General features: G+C 48.0%; 10 protein-coding genes. 5 read left to right on the top strand and 5 right to left on the bottom strand.

Translation table 11 applies throughout. The features are described from left to right. The first annotated feature begins 14 nt into the window (after positions 1-14). The 4 genes from ICL55_RS29910 to ICL55_RS29895 all read left to right on the top strand — a co-directional run bounded on the left by ICL55_RS29910 (position 15) and on the right by ICL55_RS29895 (position 4,434). Positions 15-1,631 carry an MBL fold metallo-hydrolase gene (locus tag ICL55_RS29910; RefSeq protein ID WP_188104640.1) on the top strand — a complete coding sequence of 539 codons (1,617 nt, stop codon included), beginning with the start codon at positions 15-17 and terminating at the stop codon, positions 1,629-1,631. A gap of 236 nt (positions 1,632-1,867) precedes the next feature. Further along, positions 1,868-2,359 (top strand): hypothetical protein, encoded by a 492-nt coding sequence (locus ICL55_RS29905; RefSeq protein ID WP_223151643.1) that lies wholly within the window; start codon positions 1,868-1,870, stop codon positions 2,357-2,359. Positions 2,360-2,372: 13 nt separating this feature from the next. Then, entirely contained in the window at positions 2,373-3,335 is a 963-nt protein-coding gene (locus ICL55_RS29900) for a TauD/TfdA family dioxygenase (protein WP_343067904.1), read from the top strand. A gap of 262 nt (positions 3,336-3,597) precedes the next feature. Continuing rightward, positions 3,598-4,434, top strand: coding sequence for a hypothetical protein (locus ICL55_RS29895; RefSeq protein ID WP_188104633.1), 837 nt, complete (start codon positions 3,598-3,600; stop codon positions 4,432-4,434). 9 nt (positions 4,435-4,443) lie between these two features. Here the strand turns inward: ICL55_RS29895 and ICL55_RS29890 are convergent, their stop codons facing one another. Together ICL55_RS29890 and ICL55_RS29885 are read right to left on the bottom strand one after the other, a co-directional pair. Continuing rightward, positions 4,444-5,406 (bottom strand): amidohydrolase family protein, encoded by a 963-nt coding sequence (locus tag ICL55_RS29890; RefSeq protein ID WP_188104631.1) that lies wholly within the window; start codon positions 5,404-5,406, stop codon positions 4,444-4,446. A gap of 66 nt (positions 5,407-5,472) precedes the next feature. Continuing rightward, entirely contained in the window at positions 5,473-6,042 is a 570-nt protein-coding gene (locus tag ICL55_RS29885) for a Crp/Fnr family transcriptional regulator (RefSeq protein WP_188104628.1), read from the bottom strand. 294 nt (positions 6,043-6,336) lie between these two features. On the opposite strand from ICL55_RS29885, the gene ICL55_RS29880 reads away from it, so the two are divergent. Continuing rightward, a complete protein-coding gene (locus ICL55_RS29880) occupies positions 6,337-7,350 on the top strand; it encodes an EndoS/ChiA family endoglycosidase (protein WP_188104626.1) in 1,014 nt (337 codons plus the stop codon). A 125-nt stretch (positions 7,351-7,475) separates the two neighbouring features. On the opposite strand, the gene ICL55_RS29875 is transcribed toward ICL55_RS29880, so the two are convergent. The 3 genes from ICL55_RS29875 to ICL55_RS29865 are packed head-to-tail and all read right to left on the bottom strand — an operon-like array spanning position 7,476 to position 13,235. Beyond that, positions 7,476-8,348 carry a glycerophosphodiester phosphodiesterase family protein gene (locus ICL55_RS29875; RefSeq protein ID WP_188104623.1) on the bottom strand — a complete coding sequence of 291 codons (873 nt, stop codon included), beginning with the start codon at positions 8,346-8,348 and terminating at the stop codon, positions 7,476-7,478. An 18-nt stretch (positions 8,349-8,366) separates the two neighbouring features. Continuing rightward, complete coding sequence (locus ICL55_RS29870; RefSeq protein ID WP_188104621.1) at positions 8,367-9,911, bottom strand: RagB/SusD family nutrient uptake outer membrane protein; 1,545 nt, start codon at positions 9,909-9,911, stop codon at positions 8,367-8,369. A gap of 18 nt (positions 9,912-9,929) precedes the next feature. Continuing rightward, the gene (locus tag ICL55_RS29865) at positions 9,930-13,235 is read right to left on the bottom strand and encodes a TonB-dependent receptor (protein WP_188104618.1); all 3,306 of its coding nucleotides are present in this window, start codon (positions 13,233-13,235) and stop codon (positions 9,930-9,932) included. Positions 13,236-13,271: the final 36 nt, after the last annotated feature.

Below are 13,271 nucleotides of genomic sequence, written 5' to 3'. Positions count from 1 at the left end.
TCAATTTTATTTTTATGAGTGATCGCAATGTATATCTTAAGCCTAATGTAGTATTTGAACCCCTGGTTAATAAATGGTATGCCTGGAGCCATTTGATCTCACCTGCGACGGCAGCGATGAACCTCATGGGCAGGCATATTCCTATTATGACGTCTTACATTGAAAATCCTGAGCTCCACGCAGAGGCCGTACGCAATGCGAAGATGAAGGGAGGACCATTTATTGACCTGGATGGTAAAAAAACAGCTGAAATAGAGAAGCTGAAGAACGATACGCTGAAACAGCAAAAACGATTGGTGCAACTGGCAGCGGCTATCAATAGTCTGGAGGATTTGTTGGCCAGGGAAGCAACAGGAGAGGGACTTGAATCGCTGTATCCTAAAGTGCCTGCGCTGCTGAGGGGATTAGTGGAATTGTATTATGACAGAAACAATCAGCCCGGTTATCGTTTTTTTGAATCTCTTTTATTTAAAAGCGAGTTTTACGATCCTTCAAACCAGCGGATGGCGTTCTGGCTGACTAACAACGATGAACGCCCTTTTTGTCTGAGTACTCCAAAGATTGAACAAGAGGGGGTATTACAACTCCCTATTCCATTTCATCATGCAGGGATCGATGTAATGGCAGCTATGAAGCGTGTACCTCAGTCGTTTAATTACATAAAGGAAATGCTGGATATTCCTCCTGAACAGGAGGAACTATTCCGCTCCTTCTTTACAGAGCAAGTTCCACCTGTATATCGTAAGTACGAAGGAGATAAAATACGCATGAGGTATTTCGGACATGCCTGTATACTTATTGAGACCAGGGAGTTGAGCATACTGGTTGATCCGCTGATCAGTTATTACGGTTACCATTCTGATGTAGAACATTTTTCAGATGCGGATTTGCCGGACAGCATTGATTATGTACTTGTCACGCACAATCATCAGGATCATGTGCTATTGGAAACCCTTCTTTTGTTGAGACATAAAGTGAAACAGTTCATCGTGCCCAGGACATATGGCGGAAGGCTGGAAGATCCCAGTCTGAAGCTCATGATGAACGCCATCGGATTTAACAATGTAATCGAAATAGATGAGATGCAGGAGATCAGATTTGAGGACGCCGTTATTACGGGGATACCTTTTACAGGGGAACATAGTGATCTTAATATTCTTACTAAATCCTGTTATCTCGTACAGATCGGACAGTTTAAGTTATTGTTCCTTGCAGATTCCAGGGTACAGGAACCTGCATTGTACGAACGTGTGGCACGGCATACCGGTGATGTAGACGTCATGTTTTTGGGGATGGAATGTGAAGGTGCGCCCTTAAGCTGGTTATACGGACCGCTAATGGTAAAGAAGTTGACAAGGAGTCAGGACCTGAGCAGGCGGTTGTCCGGATCTGACTGTGAGAAGGGAATGTCACTGGTAAATATATTTAATCCGGCTGAAGTATATGTATATGCCATGGGACAGGAGCCCTGGCTTGAGTTTATTACAAGTATTAAGCTCACAGAAGAATCCCATCCCATTGTGCAGTCCAACAAGCTGATAGCATTATGCGGGGAGAAAGGGATCATTGCCGAACGGCTTTTTGGTGAAAAAGAACTATTGTATAACAAAGACAGTATGCTGGTGATATGAAGTCATTTATCTTTTGTACAAGCTATATCAGTTCGCTAAATCCGGCCCATAGCAGTGAACGGTATAAACGCTGGGTAACATATTATGAAAACAAAATGCATGCCCTGGGCGCTGATCATCTTTTTTTGATAGATGATGGAAGCAATGTCGCGTTGCCGGATGTATCAGTGTCAGATCCCCACAATCTCCCGCCACAATTGCAGCAGCCGGTTAATATGTTGCATTTTCCCACAAATATGGGGCGCCCTTCCCAAAAGAATTATCAGGGATGGTGGAGGAGTTTCTGTTATGCGATCATACTGGCTGAGAAATATGGCTTTGAGAAGATCATTCATGTGGAGTCGGACTTCTATATTACCAGTTCCCGGATGATGAGTTATATGAAGGACCTGGAGAGCGGGTGGACAACCTTCTACAGCAGATTTCATCAGTTTCCCGAATCGGCTATACAGGTCATATGTATGGATGCTTTTCCTTTATTCCGTGCGTTGTATAACCAAATGTATCTGGAGAATTATGTTATCGACAAATCAGCGGAGTTATATCTTCCATTTACAAAAGTTGAAGAGACTTTTATAGGAGACCGGCTTGGGCAGCTGGATGTATTTGAAGCCTGGATGGAGCGGTTGTCCGGTCCTGTGAGCCTGGATTACGTAGGCCAGGTATTACCTGAATTCAGACCAGCAGATTTTGCTCCTTTCTTTGAATTTGAACATACATGGCAATAGTAAAATTTTAACTATGGAAAGAAATGAAATGTTGATCGGGAGATCAGAACAAAATGGGACCATGCCCCTGATCTTTACGTGGCAAAGATCAGGGGCTGAGTTTTTGCAATGGATAAATCATTATAGTGAGTATGTGAAAGAGCACTTAGCTCAGCATGGAGCTTTGCTGATAAGGGGCACTGGCTTATCCTCCGTGGAAGAGTTCAATAGTTCCTTCATAACCTTGTATTCGAGGTCCCTGGAATATAATTTTCGTACTTCTCCCCGGAAAGAATTAGGAGACAGGATTTACACCTCCACAGTGCACCCGGCAGACCAGCTTATCCATATGCATACAGAGAATTCGTATGCTCCGGTTTGGAATCAGATCATCGCCTTTTTTTGTCAGGTCCCGGCGTTGACCGGAGGAGAAACGCCACTGGCAGATGAGCGTGCGGTGGTCAGCAGAATAGATCCATCAATACTGGAAAAATTTCGCCGGAAAGGAATTCTGTATGTCAGAAATGCTATACCCGGCGTAGGTCTTTCCTGGCAGGAGATCTATCAGACGACCGACAGGAAAAAAGTGGAGCGCTACCTGAATGAAAATGGAATTACCTATAGCTGGGAATCTGCGGAGCACCTTAGGACTTCCTGGGCATTACCGGCTTTCAGAATACACCCGGATAAAAAAGAAGAGGTCTGGTTCAATCACATGTATTTTGGGCACAAAGGTTTATATGATCCTGATGTGCTGGAATATTTTGGAGAGGACCAACTGCCTTTTGTAACGAACTATGGGGATGGTGAGCCGATTGAGGAGGAGGTCCTCAGTCAGTTCACTGACGCCTATAACCAGTGTAAAGTGGTATTTCAATGGGAAAAGGGTGACCTGCTCCTGCTTGATAATATGGTTTATTCCCACGGAAGAAATCCTTATACCGGTGACAGGTCTATTCTGGTAGCGATGGCGAGGCGTACAGACGGTAATGCTTAAACAATTAAATAAGATAATATAGATCCGGTATTCAATGATAAAGTTGTAAAACCCGGGATTTTTCATCCATCCCTTACAGATGCTACCAGATGGCCCTCGAAAGAGGGCCTTTTTATTTCCCTCCCTCCCAATTTCATATTTTTCTCCGGAAGATGATGATTCTCAATGATTAACCTTATTTTCGCGGGATGGTGAATGCCGGAAGACTCATACAGTTTAGAAGGGAACCACTGGATTTAATATTTATTAAAACATTTCGAGCATGCCCGTGACAGAAGTTTTGATCACTGTTAAAAGCTACCCCATCGTATCTTCCCATTATGATGAACAAGTTAGTATAGCTGGTTTCAGAAAAGATGGCAGCTTTATCAGAATATATCCGATTCCGTTTTCAAAGAAAACTTACGATGAACAATATCAGCTCTATAATTGGGTGGAGCTTGATCTGGTGCGCAACACCAGGGATTTCAGGCTGGAAAGCTTCAGGCCTGTTGCTCCGGATGCTCCGGTAAAAATAACGGGGCATATCGGTACGGAAGATCACTGGAGCGAGCGAAAAGCAGTGGTGCTGAAAAATGTGTACAGGGATATGGAACCGCTGATTGTAGAAGCAAAGCATGAGGCGTTTTATACGTCGCTGGTCGTATTTAAGCCCTTGCGCGTACTTGATTTTGTGGTGGAAGAGACGGATCGGGAATGGGATACCAAACGCGTTGAAAAGCTTTTGGAAGAGAAAGACAGTGGCAGAGTGACGCCACAGACCGAGGATTCATTTGCCGTGATGAAAAAACTGCCATACAAATTTTCCTACCGGTTTATAGACATAAAAAATCAGGAGATGACCCTGCCAGTGGAGGACTGGCAACTGGCATCTCTGTATTGGAAGCTGGCAAAAAAGCACAGTGGCCCTCAGGGCGAACTGAAAGCGGTGAGTGAGATAAGAAAGAAGTACCTGCATGAATACGCGCGGAACAGCGATTTACATTTTTTCCTCGGCACAGCGCAACAGGTACATGCCAGCAGCAAACAGCCATTTACCATTGTTGGTTTGTTTCAGCCTACAGTGCCGCCGGCAGTGATACAAGGTACCTTGTTTTAATTGATCAGTTTAACGCGCTGTCGTTAATCCCAGCAGTTGGGCTGCATTTCCACCGGCTATCCGGGCTAGCTGCTCTGCCGGCAGGGGGATGTTTTCCAGGAAACTTTTGCCGGCTTCATTGGTGCTGAAAGGGTAGTCAACCGAGAACAGGACGTTGTCGATACCAAACGTTGCCAGGGCGGCCATCAACGGAGGCAGCGTGAAAATGCCGCTGGTAGTGATATGTACCTGCTCCCGCAGCGTTTGGCTTACAGGCCGCTGAAGCCCTATGCTTTTGCCGGCAATTTCGGTGCGCGCCATCATCATGGGTATCATTTCTCCCATGTGGCCAATGATAATTTTTAGACCAGGATAACGGTCGAGGGTACCGGAAAAGACTAAACGTAGTACATGCAGGGCTGTTTCGGCATGCCATCCCCAGCCGAACGAGGAGAGGACCATGCCTGCTGATCCCGGCAGATCGCTATAATAAGCTTTGGCCACCGCTTCCGGCGGCAGGCCTGGATGCAGGTACAGCGGCAGCTGTAATTGTTCTGCCCGTTCCAACAATGGCGCAAACGACGGATGGTCCAGGAACCGGTCGTTGGTCAGCCCGTTGATCAGCGCGCCACAGAAACCATGTTCGGCGTGGGTGCGTTCCAGTTCTTCGGCGGCGGCTTGCGGGGAGGCCATCGGTAGATGGGCAAATGCTTTAAAGCGGTCCGGGTAGGGTGCTATCCGGGAGGCCACCGCATCGTTATACCGGGCAGCAAAAGCCTGGTCCTTTCCCGGTGGCAGCAGCTCTGCGCCTTTTCCTACTACAGACAATACCTGTATATCGATCCCGTTTGCATTCATCGATGCTAAACGGGCATCTGTAATGTCTGCCAGCTGTTCTTCCATTCTGCTGATCGCGGATAGTTGTCCGGCTCCGGCTATCTCCCGGACAAATTCAGGAAAGACAATGTGTTCCTCTAATGTTACAATATGCATACACGAAATATTTGAACACAAAAGTCCCATTATCTCCTGTAGCAATGTTTGATCCGGATCAATAAATCAGGGGGCTGCTTTTATTCTGCTGAGGGCCTCCTGGGTGATGTTGAGGTAATTCGCCACCAGCTTGTTGGGCAAACGGAGCACTACCTCCGGGTTCTCCTCCAGCAACAAGCGATAGCGCTCCCGGGCGCTCAGGGTGATAAAATCTTCGAGGCGCCGGGTATTGGTCACATAAGCGTATTCAAGACAGTACCGATAAAATAAGTCCCAGCCAGGCACGGTGTCCAGCAGACCGTAGAAATCAAGGCGGTCCATATACAGCAACGCTGAAGGTTCCACCGCCTGGGTGGCCTCTTTTAATGTTGTTCCACTGATAAAGGAGGTGAGGGAAGAGGAGAAGGAATTTTCGAAAGCAAAGCGCCGGGTGACTTCTCTGCCATCTGGTTTGATAAAATATACCCGCAGACATCCTGTGTTAATAAAAAACATACGTCTGGAAGGTTCTCCGATCCTGGCCAGCAGCGCATTTTTTTTCACCTGCAACGGCTTGAAGTAAGTCAATACCTGCTGCAGGCGCTCGTCCCTTAGCGGACTATGAGCGGTAATATATTTAGTTAGCTGTTCATACATGTGGGAAATGGGTCATCACCCAAAAATACAGTTTGTTGTTTTTCAGACGTAAAAAATATTATAATTACCATGATGAACTTTTAGTATATTCGAATATCATGAGCAACGGCGTAGCCATATACGCAGGTTAACCAGCACCCGGATTCCACGTTCAACCCGATAGCCGGACAGTGAATAACGACAAACAACGGTGGTTCCCATTGCAGCCCTCATTTTTCAGATTGCAGCAAGTGTATATATCCCTGATGGATACATGCATGAAACATATTGTTTATTAAACCAAATCTGAACAACATGAAAATTTCAAATCCCGTGCAAACAGCCATGGCTGCTGTTTTGCTGTTTTCGTCCTGCCTGCTGATGAATGCCTGCACCAAAAATCTTACTGACAACACGCTGTCGCAACAAGCCACAGACGCGGCAAAACAAGTTGCGGTTGCCACTGGTACCCTTGCCGACAGCAACCTGATGGCTTACAAAAAGAGCCCGCATGAAATTTACGCCGGCTTTTACCGGTTTCAGGGCCCTTGTTACGGCGCCGCACCCAATGGCTCTAACTTCTCGCAGGTGCCCGACAGTCTCGATGTGCTGATCCTGTTTTGTTTCAGCCCCAGTTCCCCGATCGCAGACAGCGTTCCGCAATGGATCAACGCTCTACATGCCAAAGGCACCAAAGTAATCGTCACCGGTAACCTGGACCTGGCGCCCGGCGCGCCTGACAACAGCACCGGCTACGCCACAACAGCCAAGCGCATCATGGACAGTATCGTTAACCGCTACGGATTTGACGGCTATGACATCGATATTGAAAGTAACCCCTCCGGTACGCAGTTGACCAGAATGGCCGGTGTTTATACCGCTTTGTCCAAATACCTGGGACCTAAATCAGGCACCGGTAAACTGCTGACGTTCGACACCAACCAGAGTGGCAGCAATAGTCTGTTCAAAAAAGTGTATACCATGGTGGACTATGTATGGCTGCAGGCATATGGCCGCGGAGCATCCACGCTCCAGTCTACCTGGAACACCTTTTCGCCTTATATCAGGTCTACACAGTTTGTTCCCGGTTTCTCCTTCTATGAAGAAAGAGGCTATCCCGGTAATGTATGGTATGATGTGACCTACCCGGTAAATGGTACCGGTCGTGCTTTTGACTACGCACGCTGGGAGCCTACCGTTGGTAAAAAAGGCGGCGTGTTCAGCTATGCCATCGATCGGGACGCACCGCTTACCTCATCTACTGATAATACGCTGTATACGCCTACTTATATCGTCAGCAGGATGTTGATAAGATTGATGAACCCCTGAGGCGGAATCTATTTTCAGGTGAAAAAATAGCCTACCATCACCTCATCGATCTGCCAATAAAATAGTCACGACCTCATCTTATCGTCATAGATGAAGTCGTGACTAGCTGTATGGGTCTTTACCACCTACCGGTGCCATCCTTTCTTCCTTAAATACCGCAGCAGCTGCTCCGGTAAATCCGTCTGGATAACATTGGCGTGTTGAAACTTCGACAGCAACTGATCGAATCCTGTATCTTCTGCCGCTCTTTCCATGTCATCGAAGTCGCCCAGTGCGTTGATCCATACCCGTGACCCTGCCGCGCGGATAGTATTCATCACACCATCCGTAAAGGAATCATCCACGTGAATGACGGGGAACTTGCCCATTTTTAAGATAGCAGCTGTTTCCGCAGCGTTGTGTGACCGGGGCATAATAGGTACCTGTTGATCGAGGCTTTGGAGAAAGGCCGCATCTTTGTGATCGTAGATAAAGAACAGGACCTGCCTGGTGGTGCCGGTAGATTTGATCAATGCATATGCCAGCCGGGCAGCTTCGGGGCTGTCGGCCTTGAAGTCTACATCTATCATGATATTCCCTTTTGCCAGTAGTAATACGTCTTTGAAGGAAGGTATCCTTTCGGCGGTGGGCTGTCCGTTGTGCAGTAGCGGGAATTGTTGCAGCTCTGCGTACGTATAGCTGCTTACGTTCCCTTTCCGGCCGGTAGTACGGGTAATGGTTTTATCATGCATGAGTACCAGTACGCTGTCTTTGGTCAGCCGTATGTCTATTTCCGCAATATCGATACCCTGTCTGATAGCCTCTTTGACGGCCCCGATGGAATTTTCCGGATAGTGGGTATGGGCCGACCGGTGCGCGGCCACGAGTATCCTGTCGGGGCGCTGGTGAAAATCTTCCAGTATGGAATCTACCTTTTCTCCGGTAGATGGCGTTGTTTGTGCCTGTAGGGATCCCCAGGTGCCACACCATATCATTATACAAAAAAAACAGCGTTTCATTTATGGGTGTTTTTTGAATTAAAAATATCCGTTGTTCTGTGGGAATTTAACGGTAGATAGATCTATCTGCGCCTGTGGAATAGGCCGTAATACATGGTATTCTTTTATGTTCACCGCGTTGGGATTGTATTTCCTCACTCTCTCCACCAGCTTGCCGGTGCGGACAAGGTCCATCCACCGCATGCCTTCGCCACCCAGTTCCCGTGCCCGTTCGTCGAGGAGCTGGTCTATATCCAGCTGGGCAGCAGTAACATCGGGTAGCTGTTTGCCTGGTTTGGCCGCCCGGGTCCTGACAGCATTGAAGTAGGGAAGGGCTTCAGTGGGTTTTCCGGCGAGCACTAATGCTTCGGCGGCCAGCAGGTATGTTTCTGAGAAACGGTATACAAAAAAGTCGCGGAACCCGTTAAGTGCCTGTACACTGGCGCGGGTAGGATCATCATGTTTTTTGATGCCCCAGTGCATGTTGTCATTATTGGGCGCCACCAACGAGGTTACGCCTGGTGAGATTTGCCATACTACGGTGTCGCCTATCTTTTTTCCTGCCGGCAGGGTAGCGGTATTGTTGTAGGTCCAGGTATAACGGAAGGTAACATCGAAGCGGGCGTCGTTTTGATCAAACAGTTCTCTGAAAAATGCGGTGGGCCTGAATCGGGTATAAGGACGTCCACCTTGTTCCAGGTCGCGTTTTAAACCGGCAAACTGGTCATAGGCGGGCGTAAAGAAGGCATGCCCCTGATTGCCATCATCATTAAACAGGGCATTATTGATGTATTGCACCGCAAATACGATTTCCGTATTTCGTTGATTGTTGTATTCAAATACGCCACCATAGGTTTTTACCAGCTGATAAGGGCCGTCTTTTATCACTTTGATGGCGGCGGCAGCGGCGCCGTCGTAATCTTTTAGCAGCAACCTGATTTTTGCCAGTTGATGAAGGGCTGCACCTTTGGTAATGCGTCCATATTCCGGAGAAGTCCAGCCCAGCTGATCGGCCGCAAACTGCGTGTCTTCCAGCATGCTTTTCCAGATGTCCGCTTTCGCTGTTCTGCCGGCATCTGTTACCACTCCTTTCGTTTCATGCGCGGTATACACCACATCGCCAAACTGAAGCGTAAGCCAGTAGTAGTAATGTGCCCTTAAAAAGCGGGTTTCTGCTTTGTATTGGTTTTTGAGTTTATCATCCATGGCCACCGCGTCAATTTTGTCGAGTACGGTATTGGCGGCGTTGATGCCGGCATAACAATCATTCCAGATACCATTGAGGTAATCATCCGCGGGATTGAGGGCGGTGGAATAGTCGTCCATGTATTTATAGCCGCCATCTTTTCCGTGTTGGAAAAGGTCGGTGCCCATCGTAGTAACGGTAAAGCCTTTCTGAGAGCCGTATAGCCCTCTCAGTTTGTTATATACGCCGGTAACACCATTGGCAATGCCGGCGGGAGTGCTGTATATGGCTTCAGGCACCGGTTTATACAGATCTTTTTCATCCAGGCTGCAGGAAGAGAAAACCGTGCAGCAAAAGGATATGGCAGTAAGTATATGAAGATGTTTGTTAAATAACATAACCTGTTTTTTTAATCATTAGAAAGCAGCATTGAGGCCGATGGCATACATTTTCACGGTAGGGTACATGGCGCGGGTGCCATCTGACTCAAATTCCGGGTCCTGTCCTTTATAGTTCGTAATGGTAAACGGATTTTCGGCGCTCAGGGTGATCTTTAAAGTTTTAACGGCGGCGCGTTGTAACCATAAGGATGGCAGTGAGTAGGCCAATGCGAGATTTTTTACTCTCACGAAGCTGGCGTCTTTGTAAGCCAGGGTAGAACCGAGGTATACGCTTTCCTGGTTCTTGTCTGGCCGTGGATTATCATTGGTAAGGTTTTCCGGTGTCCAGTAGTTTACGTTGATGTTGTTGTATCTGCCGGCCAAACGGTTGTTGTTTTCAAACCATCTGGAATTGATCAGATAGTGCTGACGGGTGTTGATGACAATGGCCAGCTCCCATCCTTTACAGGAGAAACGGTTGGTCATACCGCCGATCCAGCCGGGAAACTCTGATCCCAGGATGATGCGGTCCTGATCACTGTATTGTTTATCTCCGTTTCTGTCCAGCAGTTTTATTTGTCCGGGTTTGGCGCCGTAGTTTTTGGCTGTCTCCAGCTCGCTGGTTTGCCAGATGCCTGTTTTCTGGTAGTCGTAGAATACTTTGATCGGCTGGCCGATAAACCACTGGTTGCCGATATCATCTTTCCCATCTCCATACAGTTGCACGATTTCATTTTTGTTGGTAGAGAAGTTCAGGTCGGTGGTCCATTGAAAACCATTTTCGTTGTTGATGTTGACGGTAGACAATGTCACCTCCCATCCTTTGTTACGGGTAGCGCCAATATTTTGTAATACCTCTGTATAGCCGGTGCTGCCGGGGATACTTCTTCTCAACAGAATATTTTTGGTGTTGGCCATATAATGTTCCACGGTGCCTGTAATGCGATGGTTAAACAATGCAAAGTCGATCCCGGCATTGAGAGACGTGGTAGATTCCCATTGGAGGTTAGGGTTGGCGATGGTGGCGGGCTGGAATCCATTCATCCCTGTTTCCCCGAAGGCATAGCTGCTCTTTTTGAGGGTGCTGAAGGTGCCATAGGGAAGGATGCCGTTGAAGCCGGTGCTTCCATAGCTGAGGCGTAGTTTTAAAGCATTTACCTGGCGGAGGGACTGCATGAATGGTTCCGCATCTATGCGCCAGGCGATGGCGGCAGAAGGGAAGTAGCCCCATTTGTGTCCTGCGGCGAAAACAGAGGAGCCGTCGGCTCTGCCCGTAATGGTAAGGAGGTAGCGGTTTTTGTAATCATAGTTGACACGGGCCATGTAAGACAGCAGCAACGACTTACGGTAGTCGCTGGTGATGCCGGTTACTTCGCCGGCTGTTTCCAGGTTATGATAGCTTTGCGCCTCATAGGGCAGTTTATTGGCCCTGATACCGGAACTGTTGACCGTTTGCTGTTGGGAGCTTTGCAGTAAGGTAACGCCCAGGTGCTGCGATTTCGACAGCTGTCTGGTGTATTTCAGTATATTCTCTACCGTTATAGAAAACATATCTGAATTGCTCAAACCTGCGGTGGCATTCCCGCCCTGGTTGTCGTCTGTTTCGCTGCCTTTGAAATAACCATCTTTAGACGCTTCCATTTCCGGGCCTATATTGAGGCGGTAGGTGAGGTCTTTGAAAATGTCCCACTCACCGTACATGCTGGCAAATACGCGTGTTTTATACCGTTGAATGGTGGTGTTTTTGATGATCATCAGCGGGTTTACACGTTGTCCTTCATCGTTGTTGGGGCGGAACAACAATTTACCGGTGCTGTCGTAGGGAATACCCAGCGGATTTAAACGCAGGGCATTATCAAATACGGTATTGTCTGTTACGTTCTGTGCAGACATACTGGCCAGCGTGGATACGCCCATCCGGATGCGGCTGTTGACCTGATGATCGAGATTGATACGCAGGGCTCCGCGGGTAAAATCTGTTTTATCAATGATCCCTTTCTCTTTGAAATAGTTAAAGGAAACGGCGAATTGTGTTTTTTCTTTGCCACCGGTTACAGACAGCTGATGGTTTTGTTTGGCACCGTGATGGTAAATCAGGTCCTGCCAGTCGGTAGACCTGCCCAGTGCCAGTGAGCGCAGGGCGATGTCATCGAAGAGGGTAGCATCAGCAGGATAGTTGTTATTAGGGTCAGCGGTTCTGGCGGCCTCCCGGCGCAGTTGTGCAAACTGCTCACCGTTCATCAGATCGAGTTTTTTAGTGATAGCCGTCATTCCGTAATAGGCATCGTAGGCAACATTTGTTTTGCCAGCCTTGCCTCTTTTGGTGGTAATGATTAATACGCCGTTTGCCGCACGGGAGCCGTAGATGGCTGTAGAAGACGCATCTTTCAATACTTCTACGGAGGCGATGTCATTAGGATTGATTTCGTTGAAGCCGCCTACCATGGGAATGCCATCCAGTACGATCAGCGGGCTGTTGTCATTTTTGATGGAACGTTGTCCGCGCAGGAGGATATTGGCCCCTGCGCCGGGTTCATTGCCGCTGCTGAACACGTCCAGGCCTGCCACCTTTCCTTTTAGCGCCTGTGCAGCGTTGGTCGTTGGTTGTTCGGCAATGTCGCTTCCTTTTACGGAAGAGATAGCACCGGTGATATCCCTTTTCTTTTGCGTGCCATATCCTACCACCACTACTTCTTCCAGTCCTTTTACATCTTCCTGTAGGATGATCGCAGACAGCTGCCGGGTAGTAATGTTTACTTCGCGGCGGATGTAGCCAGACATGGAAAAGAGCAGGACATCGCCAACGGAAGCCTCTACGGAGAAAGCACCTTCACTGTTGGTGATATCGCCCCGGCTGGCGTTTTTTACCGCCACGGTTACACCTGGTAATGGCATACCTTTTTCATCGGTGACATTGCCTTTTACTTTCTCTGCGGGAGCACCCGCGTAGGCCGGCGCTGCAGGTGTGGTGACTTCTCTTTCCAGGATGATGATTTTGTTGTTCTGTATTTTATAAGTCAGCGGGGTATTGCGTAGCAGTTCGTTGACCGTCCAGGCTACTGTCTTTTGCCTGACATGCAGTTCGGGTGCTTTGTAAGGTGCTATCAGCTGTTCGTTGTAGGCAAACAGGTAGTTTGTTTTTTGTTGAATGATGGCAAATGCTTCTTTGAGTGACTGCCGGGAAAACGTATAGTCGATGGTTTCGGTGCCGGCATGCGATTGTGCGCGGGAAGCCGCTCCCGGCAATAGTTGGGCGCTCATCGCTATAAGGATAAATAGGCTGCGTCCTGTCATCCTGATCTGTTGAAGTAAGGACACAACAATTCTGGTATAAATTTTCATACCTTTATACGGGTTTTAATAATTGATGAAAGCGTT

Source organism: Chitinophaga varians (assembly GCF_014529945.1).
Lineage (GTDB): Bacteria > Bacteroidota > Bacteroidia > Chitinophagales > Chitinophagaceae > Chitinophaga > Chitinophaga varians.
The sequence above is the reverse complement of the archived record's forward strand: the minus strand, read 5'-3'. Positions and strand labels throughout refer to the sequence as shown.